Genomic DNA, 22,393 nt, shown 5'->3' with positions numbered 1-22,393 from the left:
GCGCTGCAAAGGTCGGCAGGGACGGGGATCGAGGGGCGGGGGTCAGCCCATCGAGCCCGGCAGCACCGTGTCGACGATGTAAACGGTCGCGTTGGCGGTCTGCACGTTGCCGCAGACCACCGAAGCGGTGCCGTCGACCTTCAGGTCCGGCGCGGCGCCGGTGACCTTGACCATGGAGCCGGCCAGCGACTTGTGATCGCCGACGACCGCCATCGGGTCGAGCTTGCCGGCGACCACGTGCCCGGTCAGCACCTTGGTCAGCGCGGCCTTGTCGGCCAGCAACTTGTTGAGGTCAGCGGCCGGGATCTTGGCGAAGGCATCGTTGGTCGGCGCGAAGACGGTGAGCGCCTTCGCGTTGTTCAGGGTGTCTACCAGCCCGGCCTTCTTCACGGCAGTGACCAGGGTCGACAGCAACGGGTTGTTCGACGCAGCGGTCGCGACCGGGTCGGAGGTCATGCCGCTGAAGGAGCCCTTGCCCGAGGCGGGAACCTTCGCGCAACCCGCGCCGAACGGAGCCATCGCGTTGGCGGCGGAGCTCGAGCTCGACTCCATCGAGGTCATCGGGGAGGACGACTCCGAGGTCATCGGAGCGGACGAGCTCGTGGTGGCCATCGGCGACGCGGCCGATGACCCGCTGTCGGAGCTGGAGGAGCCGCACGCGGCCAGCGCCATCGGCATGACCAACGCAGCGGCCGCGAGGGTGAACGTGGAACGAGTTTTCATGATCGTGCCTTTCCTCGAGGGATGTGATGTGCAGTGGTTCGGAGTAGGTGGGGGACTGGATGGGTGGATCAGCCACCGATGACGACGAGTTGCTGAATCCCGCTGGAACCGTTGGGAAAGACCGGCGCGCGATCGTCGGTCTGCGTCTGGTTGTCGCCGTAGATGACTCGCGCCTGCAGGGCGTGCTGACCGCTGCCCGGGTCGTCCCAGATGAAATACCACTGCCGCCAGAAGTCCACGCCGACGTCCGGGCCCAACGTGCAGTCCTGCCAGGGCTTTTCGTCGATCTTCAATTGCACCTTCACGACTCCGCGCCGTTGTGCCCACGCCACGCCGCCGACGACCGTGCGACCTTTCACCGTGGCCAAGGACGCTGGGGTGTCGATCCGCGCCGACGGTTTGATCGGCCCATTGGTCGTCCAACCCCGCTGTGTCCAATAGGCTTTCGCATCGGCGTACGTCGTGACGCGCATTTTCGTCACCCATTTGGTGCCGCCCAGCATCCCGTAGAGGCCGGGGGTGATGAGGCGGGCGGGGAACCCGTGCGTGCGCGGCAGCGGCGCACCGTTCATCCCGATGGCCAGCAGCGCTTCGCGGTCGTCCATCAGCGCACCCAAGGGGGTGCTGATCGTGAACCCGTCGGTCGCCGTACTGAACACCTGGGCCTGGGGTTTGTCCGGGTCCATGACCCCGGCCCGATCGAGCAGATCTTTGGTGCGTACGCCGAGCCACCGCGCGGCTCCGACGTAGCCGCCGCCGACTTCGTTGCTGACGCAGGTCATCGTGATGTCCCGCTCGATCAGGTCCATCGCGATCAACTCGCGATAGTCGATGGTGAACGGCCGATCGACGTCGCCCTCCACCGTCAGGGTCCAGGAGTCACGATCGAGATTGGGTACGGCGAGTGCGGTGTCCACGCGGTAGAACCCGCCGTTGGGGGTGCGCAGGGGAGTGATCTCCCGGTAGGTCTTCTCCAACCCGGCAGGCAGCGCTGGCAGCGGCGTACGCGCCTTGGGCAACGTGAGGTTGCTGGGATCTGTTGTGGCACTGAGCTTTTGACCGAGCGCTGCAGATCCGACGGCAGCGATCGCGACGGCACCGGATCCGGTGAGGAACGCGCGCCGAGTGTTCGTGCCGGACGGGTAGCCGTCAGGGCGGGTGCCGCCCACGCGGAACAGCCCGGTCAGCACCAGTGGCCCGGTCAGCCCGGCCAGGAGGGCCGGCCCCAGGTCGCGCCACGAACCGGTCGGTCGTTCCAACGTCGCCAACGCAGCGGTCGCCACGAGCAGCAGTTGCACCGCGATCCCGTAGACCAGACGCCGCCGCGCCAGCAGTCCGCTGATCGCGGCGAGGACCACCGTGCCTGCGACCACCGAGGCGAGCAGGACGGTTTTGTCGTTGGTGCCGAAATGCTCGATGGCCCAGTCCTTCAGGGCCGTCGGCGTGCGGTCGATGACGGCCGAGCCGATGATCAGGACCGGTGAGGTGGCGGGGTTGAGGATGGCGGCCAGCAGATGCGCCAGACCCATCGCGACCGCAGCGGCGAGGACTCCGGCAAGGGCGGCGCGACGACGGGACATACCCGTAGTTCGGCGCGCGGCCCCGCGCGGATGGTGCGGCGGGTGGGGCCAGCCTCAGGCCACGTCGGGGTGCGTTCCGTCGGCCCGCCGCTGCTCGGCGTACGCTTCCACGCGGCGGTCGATGGCCTGGCCCATGAACTTGCCGGCCGCGAAGGCGAGGATGACGGCGATGCCGAGGGCGACGTACGAGAAGGTGCTCAGGTATTTCTCGGCGGCTTTGCCCAGGTAGTACACGGCGTAGGTGGTGCCGCCCGCCCAGCAGATCGCACCGGCGACGTTGGCGATCAGGAACCGCGGGTAGTGCATCTTCAACACACCCGACAGCGGCCCGGCGAAGATCCGCAGCAACGCCACGAACCGGCCGAAGAACACCGCGAACATGCCGTACCGGTCGAAGATGTGCTCGGCGTAGGCGATGGTGTCGTCGTTGAAATGCGAAGGGAACCGGCGTTTGAGGATGTCGAAGATCTTGAAGCCGTACTCCCGCCCGACCCAGTACCCGATCGAGTCACCGATCACCGCGCCCAGGACGCCGGCAATCGCCACGGAGTGCGGTGAGACCGCCAACTCGTGTTTGGAGGACATCAGCGCGGCGGTGACCAGCACGATCTCGCCGGGCACCGGGATTCCGAAGCTCTCCACCATGACGACGACGCCGACCAGGATGTAGACCAGCCACACCGGGATCGTGGTGAGGAAGTGCTCCATCGTTACTCCTATTGCCTACGGCCTAGTGCCAGCCGGTGTCGTCGACCCCGCCGGGAATGTCGCTGGCCGGATCGTACGGCGTGCGCGTGAAACGGAAACTACCAACATCGAGGTACGCCGAGCGCTCGCCTCGCGCGTGCACCTGCAGTGGCTCGCCGGCGAAGTAGCCGTCCTGCCCGAGCCAGCGGTCCTGCGCAAGACGCACGAAGCGGGCGCCGCGGCCCGACCCCACCGGGGTCAGCACCAGGTCCGGTCCGTGCAGGGTCGCTACGTGCGGGCGCGGCCCCCAGAACCAGGTCCCAGTCAGGTCCAGATCGTCGGCGTGCTGCTGCGTGCGCTGCCACGCCGTCGGGATCAGTGGCACGTGGCGGCGCAACTCGGTGATCAACTCGACCGCGCTCAGATCAATACCGGCGGTCGAATTCATCAGCAGCACAGCACAATCGCCTGTTTCCGGGTCGGCGCGCAGCGCGGACTGGAAGCCGGGCATCGACCCACCGTGCCCGACGTACCGCGCTGATCCGAGATTGGTCACATCCACGCCCAACCCGTAGGCGCGCGTCCACCGCTCACCCGGTTCGTCGTCGACGAGGGTCGGGATCAGCATCCGCTCGCGGAACTCATCGGCCAGCACCTGCGCATCACCACGGACCAGGAACTGGCCGAAGGTGAGCAGGTCGCCGACCGTGGACCACAGCTGGCCCGCGGGGGCCATCGCGCCGGTGTCGTTGGCCGGCTCGTCGTGCACCAGATCCGCGTACGGGTGCACCGCGAACCCGTGCGCACCGCTGTCCGGCCGGTCGTACGTCGTGTGGACCAGTCCCAGCGGGCCCAGGACCCGCTCCTGCAGCACCTGACGCCACTGCTGCCCACGCAACCGCGCCACGAGTTGGCCGAGGACCGCGAAACCGACGTTCGTGTAGTGGAACCGCGACGCCGGAATGTGCGCCTGACGAATGCTGGGCAGAAGTTGCTCCCAGGTGAGCCCCGCGGAGCGCTCCCACCACGGGCCGTCGGTCTCGGCGTACAGGCCGGCGCCGTGCGTGAGCAGCGCCTGCACGCTCACGCCCGGCAGGTCGCTCAGTTCGGGCAGGTGCGCCGTGATCGGGTCGCTGAGCGCGACCGCCTCCTCGGCGACGAGTTGCATGACCAGGACCGCCGTGAACGTCTTGGTGATCGAGCCGATCCGGTACGCCGTGTCCGGGCTGGCCGGCGTACCCGCAGCGTCCAGGTCGCCCACCGCACCGGTCCATTCCACCCCGGTCATCGTGCGTACACCGGCGACCACCGACGGGGCCCGGTCGCTGTGTTGTGCGCGCGCGATCCGTGCGTTCAACGTCGCCCGGGCGCCGGGGGAGAGTTCTTCGGTCACCGTGGCATCCTGCCAAACCACGGCTTTGTCGCACGCTCGCCGTACCCTGGGTAGTGACATGAGCAGCCTTTTCGACGACCTTCCCCTGCCCGGATTCAGTAGCGCCCAGGCCTCCCCACGACCCACCGGGGTGGACGATCGCGGGGTGCCGGACTGGGCCCGCACCGGTGGCTCGGCGCCCGAACCGGCCCAGCCGCGGCAGACCCGCGGGGAGGAACTGCTGGCGGGGCTGAATCCGCAACAGCGGGAGGCGGTCGTGCACAGCGGCGGGCCGCTGCTGATCATCGCGGGGGCCGGTTCGGGCAAGACCCGGGTCCTGGCGCACCGGATCGCCTATCTACTCGCCGAACGGCACGCGCAACCGGGGCAGATCCTGGCGATCACCTTCACCAACAAGGCGGCCGCCGAGATGCGCGAGCGGGTCGAGGCGCTGGTCGGCCCCGCCGCCAAGGCGATGTGGGTCTCGACGTTCCACTCCGCGTGCGTGCGAATCCTGCGCCGCGAGGCCGGCAAGCTGGGGCTGAAGTCGAGCTTCTCGATCTACGACGCCGCCGACAGCCAGCGGCTGATGGCGATGGTGGTCCGCGACCTGGACTTGGATCCCAAGCGGTACCCGCCGCGGTCCTTCAGCCACCAGGTCAGCAACCTCAAGAACGAGTTGATCGACGAGGAGACCTACGCCGGTCAGGTGAGCGAGGGCACTCATCAGGAGCGGATGCTGGCCCAGGCCTACATCGCCTACCAGCGGCGGCTGCGGCAGGCCAACGCGCTGGATTTCGACGACCTGATCATGACGGTGGTCAACCTGCTGCAAGTCTTCCCGGATGTCGCCGAGCACTACCGGCGCCGATTCCGGCACGTCCTGGTCGATGAATACCAGGACACCAACCACGCGCAGTACGTCCTGATCCGGGAGTTGGTGTCGGCGCACGTGTCGGACGCCGCGCTGGGTGAGTTGCCGCCGGCGGAGTTGTGCGTCGTCGGTGACGCCGACCAGTCGATCTACGCGTTCCGCGGTGCCACGATCCGCAACATCGAGGAGTTCGAGCAGGACTACCCGGACGCGAAAACCGTTCTGCTGGAGCAGAATTACCGATCCACCCAGAACATCCTGCAGGCCGCGAACGCCGTGATCGCCGGCAACGACAAGCGTCGCCCGAAGAACCTGTGGAGCGAGGCCGGCGCCGGCGAGTTGATCATCGGGTACGTCGGGGACTCCGAGCACGACGAGGCTTCCTTCGTGGCGCGGACCATCGACGAGTTGGGGGACGACGCCGGGGTGCGACCCGGTGACGTCGCGGTCTTCTACCGCACCAACGCCCAGTCCCGTGCGTTGGAAGAAGTATTCGTGCGAGTTGGCCTGCCCTACAAGGTGGTTGGCGGCACCCGATTCTACGAGCGGCGGGAGGTCAAGGACGCGCTGGCCTATCTGCGGGTCATCTCCAACCCCACCGACACCGTCAACCTGCGGCGGATCCTGAACGTGCCCAAGCGAGGGATCGGCGACCGGGCCGAGGGCGCGGTGGCGGCGCTCGCGGACCGGGAGCGGATCCCGTTCATCGCCGCCCTCGGTCGCGCGGCGGATGCGCCGGGCATCGCGACGCGCTCCGTCGCCGCCATCTCGGCGTTCACCTCGTTGTTGGAGTCACTGCAGCAGCTTCGTGAGAGCGGTGCGGGCGTCAGTGACCTGCTCGAGGCGATCCTCGACCAGAGCGGCTACCTGGCCGAGTTGCGCAAGAGTCCGGACCCACAGGATGAGAGCCGGATCGAGAACCTCGCCGAACTCGTCGCCGTCGCAGGTGAATTCGACTCCAACTATCCCGGAGCTCCGTTGGAGGACTTCCTGGAGCAGGTGTCTCTCGTCGCCGACACCGACGACATCCCGGCCGACGATCAGGAGGACCGCGGTGTCGTCACGTTGATGACGCTGCACACCGCGAAGGGTCTGGAGTTCCCGGTCGTCTTCCTCACCGGGATGGAGGACGGCACCTTCCCGCACCTGCGATCCCTGGGTGACAAGGACGAACTGGCCGAGGAACGCCGGTTGGCCTACGTCGGCATCACCCGGGCTCGCGAGCGCCTGCACATCTCGCGAGCGCAGGTGCGTTCGGCGTGGGGATCCCCGCAGTACAACCCGCCATCGCGGTTCCTGTCGGAGATCCCCTCGTCGTTGATCGACTGGCAACGGATCGAGACGACCGGTTCGCGGCCGTCGTCGACACCGGCTGTGGCCCGGCTCGCGGCTCGCCCAGGGGTGCGCTCACCGGGGAACCGGCCGGTGATCTCGCTGGATGCTGGCGACAAGGTCACGCACGACAGTTTCGGCGTGGGCACCGTGCTGCGGGTCGAGGGTCAAGGTGAGCGCGCGATGGCGCACATCGACTTCGGCGGCGACACCGGCGTGAAGCGGCTGCTGCTGCGCTACGCGCCGGTCGAGAAGCTCTAGCGGCTCAGCCTCAGAAGATCCCGCGGGCGCGCATCCACGGGCCCGGGTCGACGGCGACGCCGCCGATGTGCACCTCGAAGTGCAGGTGCGGGCCGGTGGAGTTGCCGGTGTTGCCCGAATAGCCGATGACCTCACCGGGCGAGACCTGCTCGCCGACGGTCGCGGAGAAGGCGGACATGTGCCCGTAGATCACGCTGGTGCCGCCGCCCAGGTCGATCTCGACGCGCATGCCGAAACCGCCGTACCAGCCGACCGCGACCACGGTGCCGCTGTGCACCGCGCGCAGCGGAGTGCCGATCGGGGTCGCGAAGTCGTCACCTTTGTGGTTGGTCGAGCCGATGCCGCCGGGGGAGGAGCGGGCACCGAAACCGGACGTGAACCGTCCGCCGCAGCCGGCGATCGGACACACGAAAGCACTGGTGGTCGAATCGCGCACCGCCGATCCGCGCGACGTGGCCGAGGAACTGCGGGAAGACTGAGTGCTCTCGGGAGCCGTGACGGTGAGTTGCTTGGCGGCCGGGGTGCTCGACAGGGCAGCCAGCGCGGCCTTCTTCTGGGCGGCCTGCTTGTCGGCGGCCAGTTTGGCTGCGGCCGCCTTCTGCGAGGCCGCCCGTTTTGCCGTGGCCTGCTTGACCTGGGCGGCGGCGCGCGCCCGGGAGCGGGAGGTGGCCGACAGGTCGACCCGATTGACCACCGACGCCGACACCGTCTTCGGCTGGCTCAGCGACGTGTCCGCAGCGGTTTTCGCGCTGGGCGCACCCTGGGCCACACCGGCCGCGGTCAGGGTGATGCCCGCCGCCGCAACCACTGGCACCGTCACCCGGCTGTCGCGCCAGATGGGCGGGGTCTGGGAGCGATGCCGACCCTGATAACGAGACACAATGACCTTTCCAGCGGGATCTGACGGACGGCACGCGGCCGAAGGCAACAGTCAGCAACTGTACGAAACGAAAACCGGACCGAAGCGGGTCGCCCTCGCGGGGCTGGCAGATCGCCGTACGTTGCCTGGGAGGGACCACCATACCGTGACCAAACCGTGACATTTCAACTTCGGCCCCAATGTGTGCATAAGTACCAGGACGGTTTGCCGCTGGTTCTGTGAAGTCCGACACAGCCGCGTAGGCTCCAGTCATGCCCGAGAACTCTCCGTTGCGCATTGTGGTGGCCAAGCCGGGTCTGGATGGTCACGACCGGGGCGCGAAGGTCATTGCCCGTGCGCTGCGTGATGCCGGTATGGAAGTCATCTACACCGGTTTGCACCAGACACCCGAGCAGATCGTGCAGGCGGCGATCCAGGAGGACGCCGACGCGATCGGCATGTCCGTGCTGTCGGGGGCGCACATGACGCTCTTCGCCAAAGTGCTGGAACTGCTCGAGGCGCAGGATGCCTCGGACATCGTCGTCTTCGGTGGCGGCATCATCCCCGATGAGGACATCCCGGCGCTGAAAGAGCTTGGTGTGCAAGCGGTTTTCACTCCCGGCACGACCACGACGGAGTGCGTCGAGTGGGTGCGCGAGCATGTGGGGGCCGGCGCTACCGCCTGACCGCACGAGTGTGTCCTGGGTCACAGGGATACAGTCGAAAACGGCGAGTTTTTCTCTCGGAGCAAGGAAGTAGATCACGGTGGATCTGTTCGAATACCAGGCGCGCGACATGTTCGAAGCGCACGGAGTACCGGTACTGGCCGGGAAAATCGCAACCACGCCGCAGGACGCACGTGCTGCCGCCGAAGAAATCGGCGCACTGTCCGGCGGCGTTTCTGTTGTCAAGGCGCAGGTGAAGACCGGCGGGCGCGGTAAGGCCGGCGGGGTGAAGGTCGCCAAGTCCGCCGACGAGGCGCAGCAGCACGCCGAGCAGATCCTGGGCATGGACATCAAGGGCCACACGGTGGGCACCGTGATGATCGCCCAGGGCGCGCAGATTGCCGAGGAGTACTACTTCTCGGTGCTGCTGGACCGGGCCAACCGCTCGTATCTGGCGATGTGCTCGCGTGAGGGCGGCATGGAGATCGAGCAGCTCGCGGTCGAGCGCCCGGAGGCCCTGGCCCGCATCCCCGTCGACCCGAACGTCGGCATCGACCAGGCCAAGGCCGAGGAGATCGTGGCTGCGGCCAAGTTCGACCCCGAGACGGCCGCCAAGGTTGCTCCCGTGCTGATCAAGCTGTGGGACGTCTACGCCGGTGAGGACGCGACGTTGGTCGAGGTCAATCCGCTGGTGAAGACCACGGACGGCCAGATCGTCGCGTTGGACGGCAAGGTCAGCCTGGACGCGAACGCCGACTTCCGGCACCCGGACCACGCAGCGCTGGAAGACGTCGCCGCGGCCGACCCGCTGGAGGCGGCGGCCAAGGAGAAGGGGCTGAACTACGTCAAGCTCGACGGCGACGTCGGGATCATCGGCAACGGTGCGGGCCTGGTCATGTCGACCCTGGACGTCGTCGCCTACGCCGGTGAGGAGTTCACCAACCCGGCCGGGGAGCACCCCAAGCCGGCGAACTTCCTGGACATCGGTGGTGGTGCCAGCGCGGAGGTCATGACCAACGGGCTGAACATCATCCTCGGTGACGAACAGGTCAAGTCGGTCTTCGTGAATGTCTTCGGCGGCATCACCGCCTGCGACGAGGTCGCCAAGGGCATCGTCGGCGCGCTGGACGCGCTCGGTGACGGGGCGACCAAGCCACTCGTCGTACGACTGGATGGCAACGCGGTGGACGAAGGGCGAGCGATCCTCGCCGAACGCAACCACCCGTTGGTCACCATCGAAGCAACCATGGACGGCGCCGCGGCCAAGGCCGCCGAGCTCGCCGCCGCGAAGTGAGGATCTGACATGGCGATCTTTCTGAATGACGACAGCCTGGTCATCGTCCAGGGCATGACCGGCTCCGAAGGAATGAAGCACACGACCCGGATGCTCGCTGCGGGCACCAAGGTGGTGGGCGGCGTGAACCCGAAGAAGGCCGGCACGTCGGTCGACTTCCCCGGTGGCGTCAGCGTGCCGGTCTTCGGCACGGTGGCCGAGGCGATCAAGGAGACCGGTGCCAACGTGTCGGTCGTCTTCGTGCCGCCGGCCTTCACCAAGTCGGCCGTGGTCGAGGCGATCGACGCCGAGATCCCGCTGGCCGTGGTGATCACCGAAGGGGTGCCGGTCAAGGACACCGCGGAGTTCTACAACTATTCGATCGGCACGCCGACGCGAATCATCGGCCCGAACTGCCCCGGTCTGATCAGCCCCGGTAAGGCCAACGCGGGCATCATCCCCGCCGACATCGCTGGTGCCGGTCGGATCGGTCTGGTGTCCAAGTCGGGCACGCTGACCTACCAGATGATGTACGAGTTGCGGGAGTTCGGCTTCTCCAGCGCCATCGGCATCGGCGGTGACCCGATCATCGGCACCACACACATCGACGCGCTCGAGGCCTTCGAGAAGGACCCCGAGACCGACGCGATCGTGATGATCGGTGAGATCGGTGGCGACGCCGAGGAGCGCGCCGCGGCGTACATCAAGGACAACGTCAGCAAGCCGGTCGTCGGCTACGTCGCGGGCTTCACCGCCCCCGAGGGCAAGACGATGGGTCACGCGGGCGCGATCGTGTCCGGTTCCTCCGGCACCGCCGCCGCCAAGAAGGAAGCCCTCGAGGCCGCCGGTGTGAAGGTCGGCAAGACCCCGTCGGAGACCGCAGAGCTCATGCGGGAGATCATGCGCAACGCCTGATCGTCTGCTGCACGCGCGCCGGGACCCCTGCTGGGTCCCGGCGCGCCTGCGTCTGGCGCCGCGACGCTCAGGAGACGATGGGCCGCGATGAGTGTTCTGGATCGGACCAAGCGCGACGAACGGACAGCCAGCGAGTACGACGAGCGCATCGGCCCCGGGGTGATCGCCGGCTATGGCGCGGTGGCGGCTGGTGCCCTGCTGTTGCTGCTGTTCGCCGTGCTGCTGGTTGCGTGGGTGACCGATCCGCGCAGCGGCGGGCAGTGGATGGCGGTGCTCGGCTTGTCCGGTGACGTCTGGTCCCTGGCCCATGGCGGCCGACTGCACGCTCCCGTGGTCGGGTCGGTCGTGTTCGCTCCGCTGCTGGTCACGTTCGCGGCGATTGCGTTGGCGCGCACGGCTGCTCGGCCGGTGCTGGCGACCGGTTCGCGGCGCGGGTTGTGGCTGACGACCGCTGCTTTCGTCGGTGGTTATGCGGTCGCCGGTGTTGCGATCAGTGCTCTCGGTTATCTGGCCCCTGCGACCCCGTCGCTGGTGTGGGTGATCCCGGGTGCGTTGGTGGTGCCGGTGCTCGGTTTCGTGTGGGCGGTAGCGCGCGACACCCACGACGGCCCTCTGCGGGCCGAGTTGAGCGCGCAGTACGACCGCATTCCACCGGTGGTGCGCAAGGCCGTGCGGCCCGGTCTCGAGGGTCTCGCGGCACTCACCGGGCTGGGCGCGCTGATCGTGCTGATCGCCGTACTCACCCACCTGTCCCGGATCGGCGCGGTAGGTGCCACGCTCGACATGGGTCTGGTCGGTCTGGCGATGCTGTGGGGCGGGCAACTGGCTGCCCTGCCGAATGTCCTTGCCTGGGCGACGACCTGGGCCAGCGGTGGCGGTCTGCAGATCGGGCCGGTGGATCTGGGCATCGGGCAGGTCTCGCCGGGTACGTTGCCGGCGTTCCCCGCATTGGGCGCGATCCCCGAAGCCGGTCCGCTCAGCCCGCTGATGCTGCTGGCACCGGCCGCCGTGGTGGCGATCGGTGCGGCGATCGGCTGGCGGGTCACGTCGCGGACCAGCGTGCTGAGCAGCGTGACCAGCAAGCTGACCCAGGCCGCGGTGGCTTCCGGCATCGCCAGCGTGACGGTGGTGCTGGTGGCCCTGGTGGGCCGGGCCGGCCTCGGCGACGGGGCCATGGCGTACGTCGGGCCCACACCCCTGGCCTGCCTGCTGCTGATCGTCGAGGTCATGGGCGCTGCTTTGTTGACCACAGCCCTGGTCCACTGGCTCAGGTCCTCGCACTAGCCTTTCCCGCGTGAGCGCTACCCCCGTCGTCGTCCTCGTCTCCGGGTCGGGGACGCTCCTGCAAGCGTTGATCGACGCTTCGGCGGACCCGGCGTACGGCGTGCAGATCGTGGCCGTCGGCGCGGACCGGGACGGGATCGAGGGTCTGGCGCGAGCGTCGCGTGCTGGTATCCCCACGTTCGTGGAGAAGGTCCGCGACTACCCGTCACGGGAGGACTGGGACGTTGCGCTGGCAGCCCAGTTCGACACGTACGCACCCGACTTCATCGTGACCGCGGGCTTCATGAAGATCATGGGTCCGGCGGCGATGGGGTCGCGAACTTTCGTCAATACTCACCCGGCGCTGCTGCCGAGTTTCCCTGGGGCGCACGGGGTCCGCGATGCATTGGCGTACGGCGTGAAGGTCACCGGCACGACCTGTCACCTGGTCGACGGCGGCGTCGACTCCGGCCCGATCATCGACCAGCGGGCGGTCCCTGTGGCGGTCGAGGATGACGAAGAATCGCTGCATGAGCGGATCAAGGTGCAGGAACGCTCCTTGCTGGTCGAGGTCGTCGGCCGGATGGCCCGAGAAGGTTGGTCGGTCGACGGCCGCCGCGTCACGCTGGGCTCGTGAGGCCGGTGTTGCGCTCGCAGCGTTTGGAGCTGCGACCGATGGTGCCGGCGCACCTGCCGCTGCTGGTCGAACTGGACTCCGACCCTGAGGTCATGCGGTACCTGCTCGGCCGCGCGCGGTCGACTGAGGAAGCGGAGGACTTCTGGGCGCCAAAGTGCGCCGAAACCCATTCTGAGAATCGTGGGCTCGGGTGGTTCGTCGGCTTCGCCGGGGACGAATTCGTCGGACGGTGGGATCTGACGACCCCACCGCAAGACCCGGGCGCGGACCCGGAGGCCGGGTGGCGGTTGCGCCGGAAGTTCTGGCGGCAGGGTCTGGCCACCGAGGGGGCCGCGGCACTGTTCGAGCACGGGTTCCGCACCGTCGGTGTCCCCAGAATCTGGGCGGAAACGATGGCGGTCAACCTCGGTAGCCGTGGTGTGATGCGGCGCCTTGGGATGCGGCACGTGCGCACCGAGCACCGTCACTGGGATTCGCCATTACCGGGGGCAGAGCACGGTGAGGTCGTCTACGAGATTTCCGATTCGGAGTGGGTCGCCCGGCCTCGGTAAACTGACTTCACACGACTGGCGAAGGTGGGACACCACCGGGGAGTGAACAAGTCGCGCATCGCCCGCCTGGGTGCGCTCGTTTCGACAGCAGGAGTGTCACCTCATGGCCGACGAAGGTCGCCGTCCCATCCGCCGCGCGCTGGTTTCCGTCTACGACAAGACCGGTCTGGAGACCCTGGTCCGCGGGCTCGCCGACGCCGGCGTCGAACTCGTCTCGACCGGCGGTTCCGCGAAGTTGATCGCCGACCTGGGCCTGCCGGTCACCAAGGTCGAGGACCTCACCGGCTTCCCCGAGTGCCTCGAAGGCCGGGTCAAGACCCTGCACCCGAAGGTGCACGCTGGCATCCTGGCCGACACCCGCAAGCCCGAACACCTCTCGCAGTTGGACGAACTCGGCATCGAGGCGTTCGAGCTCGTGGTGTCCAACCTCTACCCGTTCGAGGCCACCGTCGCCTCCGGGGCGGGCCCGGATGAGTGCGTCGAGCAGATCGACATCGGTGGCCCGTCGATGGTGCGCGCCGCCGCCAAGAACCACCCGTCCGTCGCGATCGTGACCAGCCCGTCGCAGTACGCCGACACCCTGGCTGCCGTCGAGGGTGGCGGCTTCACGCTGGCGGCGCGCCAGCGACTTGCGGCGGAGGCGTTCGTGCACACCGCGACGTACGACGTGAACGTCGCTTCGTGGATGGGCAACGTGCTCACCGACACCTCGGAAGGCTCGGGCTACCCGGCATGGATCGGCGCGACGTACCTGAAGGGTCAGACGTTGCGGTACGGCGAGAACCCGCACCAGAAGGCCGCGCTCTACCTGAACGGTTATCAGCCGGAGCCGGGCCTCGCGCAGGGAGAGCTGCTGCACGGCAAGGCGATGAGTTTCAACAACTACGTGGATGCCGATGCGGCCTACCGGGCGGCGTACGACCAGGGCGACCAGCCGACGTGCGCGATCATCAAGCACGCCAACCCCTGCGGCATCGCGGTCGGCGCAGACATCGCGCAGGCGCATCGCAAGGCGCACGAGTGCGACTCGACGTCCGCCTTCGGTGGGGTCATCGCGACGAACCGGCCGGTGACCGTCGAGATGGCTTCGTTTGTGAAGGACATCTTCACCGAGGTGATCGTGGCGCCGGACTTCGACGAAGAGGCGCTCGTCGTGTTGCAGAGCAAGAAGAACCTGCGGCTGCTGAAGGTGCCGCACCGGGTGCCCGGCGATGAGATGCGGCACATCTCCGGCGGCGTGCTGCTGCAGGAACGGGACCGCGTCGATGCGATCGTGCGGGACGAGGACGGCACCATCACCGGTGGCGACGACGCGGCGAACTGGACCCTGGTCTCCGGGGAGGCCGCCTCGGCCGAGACGCTGGCTGATCTGCAGTTCGCCTGGCGGGCGGTGCGGGCGGTGAAGTCGAACGCCATTCTGCTGGCGAAGGATTCGGCCTCTGTGGGCATCGGCATGGGTCAGGTCAACCGGGTCGACTCCTCGCATCTGGCGGTGCAGCGCGCCGGTGCGGAGCGGGCCACGGGTTCGGTGGCCGCCTCCGATGCGTTCTTCCCGTTCCCCGACGGCCTCGAAGTCCTGCTCGATGCGGGCGTGAAAGCCGTTGTCGCACCGGGCGGTTCGCTGCGCGACAACCTGGTCATCGACGCTGCCAAGAAGGCCGGCGTGACGATGTACTTCACGGGAACGAGGCACTTTGCGCACTAAGAAGTTCGAGGTCGAGACCGGTGATCGTGAGGCCGTCGTCGACATCACTCGCGAGTGCAGTGCTCTCCTGCAGCCGGGCGACGAGGGACTGCTGCACGTGTTCGTGCCGCACGCGACGGCCGGTCTGGCGATCATCGAAACCGGTGCGGGCAGTGACGATGACCTGCTGAACGCCCTGCGCGACCTGCTGCCCGCTGACGACCGCTGGATTCACAGTCATGGCAGCCGAGGACACGGCCGGTCCCATGTCCTGCCAGCGTTCGTGCCGCCGTACGCCACCCTCCCGGTGATCGACGGACGCATCGCGCTCGGGGTCTGGCAGTCGATCTGCCTGGTCGACCTGAACGTCGACAACCACGTGCGGGCGGTGCGGGTGTCCTTCGTCGCAGCCTGATCAGGCGCGCAGCGATCGGGCCACGATCAGGAAGTGCATCCAGCGGCTGTCCGGGATGAGCCTCATCAGACCGCCTCGCAGAACCCGTTTGTCCAAGCGTCCGCCACCGTTACTGGCCGGACCTATGCCGATACAAGTCTCGATCGCGAACCCGTGATCGGTGAATAGTGATGAAGCAGTGGCACGGGTGAAAAAGCGCACATGGGTCCGGTCCAGGATTCCCCAGTCCTGGTAGTTCCACCGGCCGGCCAGCAGGTCGGTCAGGTTCCACACGAACTGCACGTTGGGGATCGACGCAACGACATGTCCGCCGGGCGTGAGGCGGTCGTGCAGATTCGCCACGATCGACCAAGGATCGATGATGTGCTCGAGGACATCGTTGAAGGTGATGACGTCGAACCGGTCCGGGCGATCGGCGAGGATGTCCGGGAAGTAGCCGGTGAGCACCTCATCGAACTCGTGATCGGTGCGCGCGATATCAGCTTGTGAGGCAACTGCCTCGACGCCGACGATGCGAGCGGAGGGATAGCGCTTCCGCAAGGTCGGCCCGAAACCGCCTGGCCCGCAACCAATATCGACCACCGTGGTCGCTCCCAGCGGCAGGTAGGGCAGGATCTCGGGACGCGCCTCCTCTTGGTAGCTGGCCAACTGCTCGGGGTGGGTCATGGCTCGACCTTGTCATAGCGATGCCCCCGTCGGAGCAGACGGGACCGGAGCTGGGTCCGCGCCAACCGGGCCACCTTGCGGACCGTGCGATCGTCGTCCGTCGCCAGCAGTTGCCACAGCGCCCAGGTGTCGGCAGCGCTGCGAGCACCGGGCTCTTCCGCGAGCACCGACAGATGGTGGGGCAGCAGGTTGGTGTCGACCAGTGGCCCGACGTACTGTGCGTCGCGCTCATGGTCTGGTGGCACCAGGGAACCACCGTGCCGCATCGCCGCCGCGAGCGTGAGCAACGTGCGCGGCCACCGGGTGGTGACCGACGTGTTGCTCGGGTGCACCCGATAGAGCACTGTCCGGTCGGCGATCGAGCCGATCGAGGTGCGCGCGGCCAGGGTCTGCAGCAGGACCCAGTCGTCGGCGGATCGCGCCCAGGAGGCGAAGCCGCCCACCTGCAGGCTGAGGGTGCGGGGCAGCACGTACGACGTGGTGACGGTCAGGCTGCCGGTCAGGACCCGCGAGGTGGGCACCCAGGTGAGTTCCGAGGCGGGGTCCGCCGGGAGTTCAGCCATCTCGTCGATGAGCCGATCGGCGGCGGGCCACCACTGGACCCAGTCGGCGAACGGATGGTTGCCAGCACGCAGTGCCGCTTCGTCCTCGGCCACGGCGAAGACGCGTTCGCCGGTGACGAGTACCTGCAGGTCCGGGTGCGCGGCGAAGACGCTCGTCAAGCGCTCGGCGCGCGTGGGCAGCCACAGATCGTCCTGGTCCAGGAAGGCCACCCGCTCGGTGCGCGCTTCCAGCAGCCCGGTGTTCCGCGCGAACGCCACGCCCTGATTGCTGCCGAGCGCGATGACGCGGGCGCCCACCGGATGCGTTCGGGCGATCTGCACGCTGTCGTCGGTGGAGCCGTCGTCGATCACGACCACCTCGTGCACCGGCGTCGTCTGACGACGCAGCGATTCCAGGGTGTCGGCGAGAGTCCGCGCCCCGTTGTGCACCGGGATCACGACACTCAGGCCGCAGTCGGCGGGGGCAGTCATGCGGGTCAGGAGATCGCCGCAACCGCTTGTCGGGCGATCTCGAGTTCCTCGTTGGTCGGCACCACGAGTACGTCGATCGCCGAGTCATCCGTGCTGATCCGCCGTGCGTCGTGGGACCGAACGGCGTTGCGCTCCGGGTCGATTCGAACACCCAGGAAGCCTGCCTTCTCCAGGACGGCGGCACGGACGACGTCGGAGTTCTCACCCACGCCCGCGGTGAACACGATCACGTCGACCCCGCCGAGCACCGAGGCGTACGCGCCGAGGTACAGCCGCAAGCGGTGGATGTAGACGTCGAACGCCTCGCGTGCCTTGTCATCGCCGGCGTCGATGGCATCGGACAGGTCACGCATGTCGGTGTGGCCGCTGAGCCCGAGGACTCCGCTGCGTTTGTTCAGCAGGTTGTCGATGTCGTCGACGTCCATCCGGGCGTGCCGCATCAGGTGCAGGAGGACACCGGGGTCGACGTCGCCGCTGCGGGTACCCATCACCAGACCCGGGATCGGTGTCATACCCATCGACGTCTCCACCGACTTGCCGCCGTCGATGGCGGTGACCGACGCGCCGTTGCCCAGGTGGAAGACGATCTGCCGGAGGTCGGCAAGGGGGCGCTCGAGGAACGTGGCCGCGGCACCGGAGACGAACTGGTGCGACGTACCGTGGAACCCGTATTTGCGCACCCGGTGCCGCTCGGCCACCGCACGATCGATGGCGTAGGTGTACGCGGCCGCCGGGATCGTCTGATGGAACGCGGTGTCGAAGACGGCGACGTGCGGGATGTCGGGGAACTGCTGTTGCGCAGCGTTGATGCCTTGGAGCCCACCGGGGTTGTGCAACGGGGCGAGCTCGGACAGATCCTCGATGTTGATCTTCACCAGGTCGGTGATGATCGTCGGCTCGAAGAAACGCTGGCCGCCATGCACGACCCGGTGACCGACAACGGTCGGCGGGTCATCCTGCAGGGACGGACCGAACTCGCTGAACGCGTCCATCATCGCCGCGAATCCGGCCGTGTGGTCGGCGATTTCGAGCTCGCGCCGGTGCTTCGTGCCCTCGACGGTGTGGGTGATCCCGGAGTTCTCATCACCGATCCGCTCCACCAGGCCACTGGCGAGGACCTGCTCTGAGTCACTGTCGATCAGCTGGTACTTGAACGACGACGAACCGGAGTTGATGACCAGGACCGCCCGCATCACACGCCTCCCGCGATACTTGATTGGATCGCCGTGATCGCGATGGTCAGGACGATGTCCTCGACCAGCGCTCCCCGGGACAGGTCGTTGATCGGTTTGTTGAGACCTTGCAACACCGGACCGATGGCGACGGCGCCGGCACTGCGCTGCACCGCCTTGTACGTGTTGTTTCCGGTGTTGAGGTCGGGGAAGATGAAAACCGTTGCGCGGCCGGCCACTTCGGACTCCGGCAGCTTCGTGCGCGCGACCGCTGCGTCCGTGGCCGCGTCGTACTGCAACGGTCCGTCGACCGGCAGATCCGGAGCTTTGCTACGGACCAGATCGGTCGCCGTACGCACCTTGTCCACGTCGGCACCCGAACCGGAGCTGCCGGTCGAGTAGGACAACATGGCCACGCGCGGTTCGATCCCGAAGGCGCGGGCGGTCGCCGCGGAGCTGACGGCGATATCGGCCAGTTGCTCCGCGGTCGGATCGGGGATCACCGCGCAGTCGCCGTAGACCAGGACGCGATCCGCCAGCGCCATGAGAAAGACCGACGAAACGACGGATACCCCCGGGCGCGTCTTGATGATCTCGAAGGCGGGCCGGATGGTGTGCGCGGTGGTGTGCGCCGCCCCCGAGACCATGCCGTCGGCAATCCCGAGCTGGACCATCATCGTGCCGAAGTAGGACACGTCGGTGACGGTGTCGGCCGCTTGCTCGAGCGTGACGCCCTTCTTCTGCCGGATCAGTGCATACTCCGCCGCGAACTGCCGGACCAACTCCGGATCGAACGGCGAAACCACCTGTGCGGCAGAGATATCCGCGCCGAGTTCGTGGGCTCTTGCGCGGATCGGTTCCTCGTCGCCGAGGATGATCAGATTGGCGATCTCGCGGCTGAGAACGATCGCGGCGGCGCGCAGGATCCGGTCGTCGTTGCCCTCCGGCAGGACGATCGTCTTGCGTTGGCTGCGAGCTCGCTCCACCAGCCCGTACTCGAACATCAACGGCGTGACGACGTCGGTGTGCGACACGTCGAGCGCGCGCAGTAGTTCGTCCCGGTCGACGCTGCGCTCGAAAAGGGCGAGCGCCCGCTCGTAGCGGACCGTCGAGTCGGCGGTCACGCGTCCGCGAGCGCCCATGACGCGCACAGCGGTCTGGTAGGTGTTGCGGTCGGTCTGCAGCACCGGCAGCGTGGAGGGGATGCCGTCCAACAGTCGCTGGATGACCTCCGGCACCTGGAACGGGCCGTTGAGGATGATCGTCGCGAGCGAGGGGAACGTGCCGGACTGGTCGGCCAGCACCGAGGCCAGCAGCATCTCCGATCGGTCGCCGGCGACGATGACGGCCGCACCGTCGGTGAGATGCTCCAGCGCGTTGACCGTCGACATACCCGCGATGACCAGGCCGGTGGCCGGGCGCGACAGCCGGGTCGGGTCGCCGCGCAGCAGCGTGGCTCCGAGGGAGTCCTGGATGTCGCGGATGCTGGGTGCGACCAGCATCGGGTCGTCGGGCACCGCCCAGACCGGGGTGTCACCCAGGCCGAGTTGATCGGAGACGACGTGGTGGACGGTCTCCCGGATCTGGTCGAGGGCGTTCTCGTCGGCCCGGTTGACCGCGACGGCCAGGATCTGCGCGCGTTCGTGGATGAGTTCGGCCACCGCCAGGTGCGCGATGTGCCCGAGTTGCTCGGCCGTGCGGGGCTGGCTGACGCCGAGTGTCTCCGCCGCCGAGTGCGCGTCGCGCCCGTTGAGCACCAGCAGCACCGGTGCGCCCAGGTTGGCGGCGATCCGTGCGTTGTAGGCCAGTTCGGTGGGGCCGCTGACGTCGGTGTAGTCGGTGCCGACGACGACCACCGCCGAACACTGCGCCTCGACGTGCTTGTAGCGCTGCACGATCGTCGACAGCGCCTCCTCGGGGTCGTCGCGCACGTCGTCGTACGTGACGCCCAGGCACTCGGCGTACTCGAGGTCGACGCTGTCGTGGGCCAACAGGGTCTGCAACACGTAGTCGGGCTCGACGGCGGACCGGGCGATCGGGCGGAAGACCCCGACTCGCTCGCCGCTGCGACCGAGGGCGTCCAGTACGCCGAGGGCAATGGTGGACTTGCCCGAGAACCCCTCGGCGGATGCGACGTAGACGCTATTGGCCACAGCACGAATCTAGTCCGAATTCGCCGTCGCGGGGACCAGCAGCAAACCGGGGCGGACCGCTCTAGGCTTTCGGCGTGACCCGGGTGCGCGGTATCGATGCCCTCCGCGGCATCGGTGCTCTCGCGGTCTTCGGGTGTCATATCAACCAGTACTGGGCGTTCCTGCACCTGCCCGGCAAGCTCCCGCAACTGTCCGCCCTGGCCGCGCACGGCGTCGACCTCTTCATCGTCATCTCCGGCTTCTGCCTGGCCCTGCCGATGACCCGGCACCGCCCGGCCGTCGATGCGATCCCCTTCTGGAAGCGCCGCGCGCTGCGGATCCTGCCGGCGTACTACGTCGCGCTGCTTGCGGCCTTCGCGCTCGCCGCCCTGCCGCCCACCTGGCCGCTGCTGGCGCAGTCACCCGCGGGCGGTGGTGACCTCGCGGCGTACGCCCTCTTCGTCCAAGCCTGGATCCCGAGCACGACCGGTGCGATCAACGGCTCGCTGTGGAGCGTGTCGTTGGAGGTGCACCTGTATCTGCTCTTTCCGCTGTTGGTGGCCTGGTGGCGGCGGTGGGGACTGTGGTCGCTGCTCGCGGCGAGTTTCCTACTGAGCGTGGCGTGGTCGGCCCTCGGTCCGTTGGCGCCGGGGACGGCGCTGGGCTACTCCTTCACGCTGCCGGATCGGCTCAGCCAGTTCGTTGCCGGGATGTGCTGCGCGTGGGTCTTCACCCACCGGCGGACCCTCCAGCGGCGCTGGCTGGTCGCGTTGCTGGCCGTCGGTCTGGTCATGGCCGCCGCTGTCGACACCGCACACATCCACCTGGGAGCGTCCGTGGTGTGGGCGATCCCTTGTGCCGCAGCGGTTCTACTCTTCACCGGCCCCGTCGGGGACTGGTTCGCGCACACGCCCATGGACGGCTTCGGACTGCGCTCCTACAGCTTCTACCTGGTCCATCAGCCCGTGATCCAACTGGCAGCGCCTCTGGTGGCCCTGCTGCCGTCCGCCTGGCCCGTCTACTGGCTGGTCGGCGGCGCCGTGGTGTTGCTGGTCACCACGCTGGTGGCCCGCGTGCTGTATCGCTGGGTTGAACTCCCGTCGCACCGACTCAGCCGCAAGGCCCGCACCGGTAGGGCCGGCGTGGAACCCGTGGGAGGATGACCGCCGTGACTGCGACGTTGATGGACGGCAAGGCGACGCTGAAGACGATCAAGGGCGAGTTGACACAGCGGGTGGCGGCGCTGCGCGAGAAAGGCATCGTGCCGGGCCTCGGCACCGTTCTCGTGGGAGATGACCCGGGCTCGCACTGGTACGTCGGGGCCAAGCACCGCGACTGCGCCCAGGTGGGCATCACCTCCATCCGTCGCGACCTGCCCGCCACAGCGACACAGGCCGAGGTCGAAGCCGTCATCGACGAGCTCAACGCCGACCCCGCATGCACCGGGTTCCTGGTCCAACAGCCCACGGGGCTGGACGAATTCGCGTTGCTGTCCCGGGTGGCTCCGGACAAGGACGTCGACGGGTTGCATCCGTACAACCTCGGCAAGCTGGTGCTGGGGGAGAGCGGTCCGTTGCCGTGCACGCCGATGGGCGTCATCGAGTTGCTGCGCCGGTACGACGTGCCGATCGCCGGTGCCGACGTCGCCGTGGTCGGGCGGGGACTGACCGTCGGTCGCCCGCTGGGGCTCCTGCTGACCCGGCGCTCGGAGAACGCGACCGTCACGTTGTGCCACACCGGCACGAGGGATCTGGCCCGGCACGTGCGCGAGGCCGACATCGTCGTCGCGGCCGCCGGTGTCCCCGGTCTGATCACCGCCGACATGGTCAAGCCGGGCGCAGCCCTGCTGGATGTCGGCGTGTCCCGGGTGGAGGGCAAGGTGGCCGGTGACATTGCGCCGGACGCGATCGAGGTGGCGGGCTACTTCTCACCCAATCCCGGCGGAGTCGGGCCGATGACCCGTGCACAACTGCTGGTCAACGTCGTCGAAGCGGCAGAACGAGCGCTGGGGTGAGCGCAGCCCGGCTGGGTTCGGCGTGGTGGGCGCTGGCCGTCCTGTGCGCCGCCGGGCTGGTGATGATCGTCACCGACTCGGTCCGTCTGGGCGGTTATGTCATCGGGTCGGCGCTGCTGGCTGCGGCGATCGTGCGCGCGGTCGTCCCGTCGGCGAAGACGCCCGGGCTGACCATCCGGCACCGGGTGATCGACGTCTGCCTGTACGCCGGCCTGGGCCTGGCGACGATCGTCATCTTCAGCGTCGTGGTGCTGTAGGGCCCACACCCACACGCAGCGAGAGGC

Annotated in this window: 22 protein-coding genes and 1 riboswitch; of the genes, 13 read left to right on the top strand and 9 right to left on the bottom strand. The window is 68.0% G+C overall.

All coding sequences use genetic code 11. From position 1 onward, the window contains the following. Positions 1-42: 42 nt before the first annotated feature. The gene (locus DR843_RS20860; protein ID WP_342767182.1) at positions 43-456 is read right to left on the bottom strand and encodes a fasciclin domain-containing protein; all 414 of its coding nucleotides are present in this window, start codon (positions 454-456) and stop codon (positions 43-45) included. Here DR843_RS20860 and DR843_RS20855 point away from each other — a divergent pair. Then, a complete protein-coding gene (locus DR843_RS20855; protein WP_342767181.1) occupies positions 455-805 on the top strand; it encodes a hypothetical protein in 351 nt (116 codons plus the stop codon). The two genes, DR843_RS20860 and DR843_RS20855, sit on opposite strands and share 2 nt — an antisense overlap. Here DR843_RS20855 and DR843_RS11430 read toward each other — a convergent pair. Genes DR843_RS11430 through DR843_RS11420 form a run of 3 tightly spaced genes read right to left on the bottom strand, consistent with a single transcriptional unit; the run spans position 792 to position 4,383 of the window. After that, positions 792-2,303 carry a molybdopterin-dependent oxidoreductase gene (locus DR843_RS11430; protein WP_109685944.1) on the bottom strand — a complete coding sequence of 504 codons (1,512 nt, stop codon included), beginning with the start codon at positions 2,301-2,303 and terminating at the stop codon, positions 792-794. The genes DR843_RS20855 and DR843_RS11430 overlap by 14 nt on opposite strands. A gap of 54 nt (positions 2,304-2,357) precedes the next feature. Continuing rightward, positions 2,358-3,011, bottom strand: coding sequence for a DedA family protein (locus DR843_RS11425; RefSeq protein ID WP_109685942.1), 654 nt, complete (start codon positions 3,009-3,011; stop codon positions 2,358-2,360). Positions 3,012-3,033: 22 nt separating this feature from the next. After that, entirely contained in the window at positions 3,034-4,383 is a 1,350-nt protein-coding gene (locus tag DR843_RS11420) for a serine hydrolase domain-containing protein (protein WP_170119845.1), read from the bottom strand. 58 nt (positions 4,384-4,441) lie between these two features. On the opposite strand from DR843_RS11420, the gene pcrA reads away from it, so the two are divergent. Continuing rightward, complete coding sequence (gene pcrA, locus DR843_RS11415; protein ID WP_109685939.1) at positions 4,442-6,829, top strand: DNA helicase PcrA; 2,388 nt, start codon at positions 4,442-4,444, stop codon at positions 6,827-6,829. 10 nt (positions 6,830-6,839) lie between these two features. On the opposite strand, the gene DR843_RS11410 is transcribed toward pcrA, so the two are convergent. Continuing rightward, the gene (locus DR843_RS11410; protein ID WP_170119844.1) at positions 6,840-7,709 is read right to left on the bottom strand and encodes a M23 family metallopeptidase; all 870 of its coding nucleotides are present in this window, start codon (positions 7,707-7,709) and stop codon (positions 6,840-6,842) included. 251 nt (positions 7,710-7,960) lie between these two features. Between DR843_RS11410 and icmB the strand changes: the two genes are divergently transcribed. From icmB to DR843_RS11370, 8 genes are all read left to right on the top strand, one after another. Next, on the top strand, positions 7,961-8,374 hold the full coding sequence (gene icmB, locus DR843_RS11405) for a coenzyme B12-dependent isobutyryl CoA mutase small subunit (protein WP_109685936.1): 414 nt from the start codon (positions 7,961-7,963) through the stop codon (positions 8,372-8,374). A gap of 79 nt (positions 8,375-8,453) precedes the next feature. Further along, positions 8,454-9,647, top strand: coding sequence for an ADP-forming succinate--CoA ligase subunit beta (gene sucC, locus DR843_RS11400; protein ID WP_109685934.1), 1,194 nt, complete (start codon positions 8,454-8,456; stop codon positions 9,645-9,647). A gap of 9 nt (positions 9,648-9,656) precedes the next feature. Beyond that, entirely contained in the window at positions 9,657-10,541 is an 885-nt protein-coding gene (gene sucD, locus DR843_RS11395) for a succinate--CoA ligase subunit alpha (RefSeq protein ID WP_109685932.1), read from the top strand. Between the two features lie 87 nt (positions 10,542-10,628). Next, positions 10,629-11,825, top strand: coding sequence for a cell division protein PerM (locus tag DR843_RS11390; RefSeq protein ID WP_109685930.1), 1,197 nt, complete (start codon positions 10,629-10,631; stop codon positions 11,823-11,825). A 10-nt stretch (positions 11,826-11,835) separates the two neighbouring features. Continuing rightward, positions 11,836-12,441, top strand: a complete 606-nt coding sequence (gene purN, locus DR843_RS11385) for a phosphoribosylglycinamide formyltransferase (protein ID WP_109685928.1) — start codon at positions 11,836-11,838, stop codon at positions 12,439-12,441. Next, positions 12,438-12,992: a GNAT family N-acetyltransferase gene (locus tag DR843_RS11380; RefSeq protein WP_245934097.1), complete on the top strand. Its 555-nt coding sequence runs from the start codon at positions 12,438-12,440 to the stop codon at positions 12,990-12,992. The genes purN and DR843_RS11380 overlap by 4 nt, the downstream gene beginning before the upstream one ends. Before the next feature lie 2 nt (positions 12,993-12,994). Next, positions 12,995-13,071: riboswitch (ZMP/ZTP riboswitch) on the top strand. Between the two features lie 24 nt (positions 13,072-13,095). Continuing rightward, complete coding sequence (gene purH, locus DR843_RS11375; RefSeq protein WP_109685926.1) at positions 13,096-14,697, top strand: bifunctional phosphoribosylaminoimidazolecarboxamide formyltransferase/IMP cyclohydrolase; 1,602 nt, start codon at positions 13,096-13,098, stop codon at positions 14,695-14,697. Then, positions 14,687-15,091, top strand: coding sequence for a secondary thiamine-phosphate synthase enzyme YjbQ (locus DR843_RS11370; protein ID WP_109685924.1), 405 nt, complete (start codon positions 14,687-14,689; stop codon positions 15,089-15,091). The genes purH and DR843_RS11370 overlap by 11 nt, the downstream gene beginning before the upstream one ends. Here the strand turns inward: DR843_RS11370 and DR843_RS11365 are convergent, their stop codons facing one another. The 4 genes from DR843_RS11365 to pta are packed head-to-tail and all read right to left on the bottom strand — an operon-like array spanning position 15,092 to position 20,116. After that, positions 15,092-15,757 carry a class I SAM-dependent methyltransferase gene (locus DR843_RS11365; protein WP_109685922.1) on the bottom strand — a complete coding sequence of 222 codons (666 nt, stop codon included), beginning with the start codon at positions 15,755-15,757 and terminating at the stop codon, positions 15,092-15,094. Then, positions 15,754-16,791, bottom strand: coding sequence for a glycosyltransferase family 2 protein (locus tag DR843_RS11360; RefSeq protein ID WP_109685920.1), 1,038 nt, complete (start codon positions 16,789-16,791; stop codon positions 15,754-15,756). The genes DR843_RS11365 and DR843_RS11360 overlap by 4 nt, the downstream gene beginning before the upstream one ends. Before the next feature lie 5 nt (positions 16,792-16,796). Then, the gene (locus tag DR843_RS11355) at positions 16,797-17,984 is read right to left on the bottom strand and encodes an acetate/propionate family kinase (protein ID WP_109685918.1); all 1,188 of its coding nucleotides are present in this window, start codon (positions 17,982-17,984) and stop codon (positions 16,797-16,799) included. Next, a complete protein-coding gene (gene pta, locus DR843_RS11350) occupies positions 17,984-20,116 on the bottom strand; it encodes a phosphate acetyltransferase (RefSeq protein ID WP_109685916.1) in 2,133 nt (710 codons plus the stop codon). The genes DR843_RS11355 and pta overlap by 1 nt, the downstream gene beginning before the upstream one ends. A 74-nt stretch (positions 20,117-20,190) precedes the next feature. Between pta and DR843_RS11345 the strand changes: the two genes are divergently transcribed. The 3 genes from DR843_RS11345 to DR843_RS11335 are packed head-to-tail and all read left to right on the top strand — an operon-like array spanning position 20,191 to position 22,366. Then, the gene (locus tag DR843_RS11345) at positions 20,191-21,258 is read left to right on the top strand and encodes an acyltransferase family protein (RefSeq protein ID WP_109685914.1); all 1,068 of its coding nucleotides are present in this window, start codon (positions 20,191-20,193) and stop codon (positions 21,256-21,258) included. 5 nt (positions 21,259-21,263) lie between these two features. Further along, positions 21,264-22,109, top strand: coding sequence for a bifunctional methylenetetrahydrofolate dehydrogenase/methenyltetrahydrofolate cyclohydrolase (locus DR843_RS11340; protein WP_109688866.1), 846 nt, complete (start codon positions 21,264-21,266; stop codon positions 22,107-22,109). After that, entirely contained in the window at positions 22,106-22,366 is a 261-nt protein-coding gene (locus tag DR843_RS11335) for a DUF3017 domain-containing protein (protein ID WP_109685913.1), read from the top strand. The genes DR843_RS11340 and DR843_RS11335 overlap by 4 nt, the downstream gene beginning before the upstream one ends. Positions 22,367-22,393: the final 27 nt, after the last annotated feature.

Origin of the sequence: Branchiibius hedensis (genome assembly GCF_900108585.1) — a bacterium.
GTDB lineage: Bacteria > Actinomycetota > Actinomycetes > Actinomycetales > Dermatophilaceae > Branchiibius > Branchiibius hedensis.
Note: the sequence above shows the minus strand (reverse complement) of the source record. Positions and strands in the feature narration are given on the sequence as shown.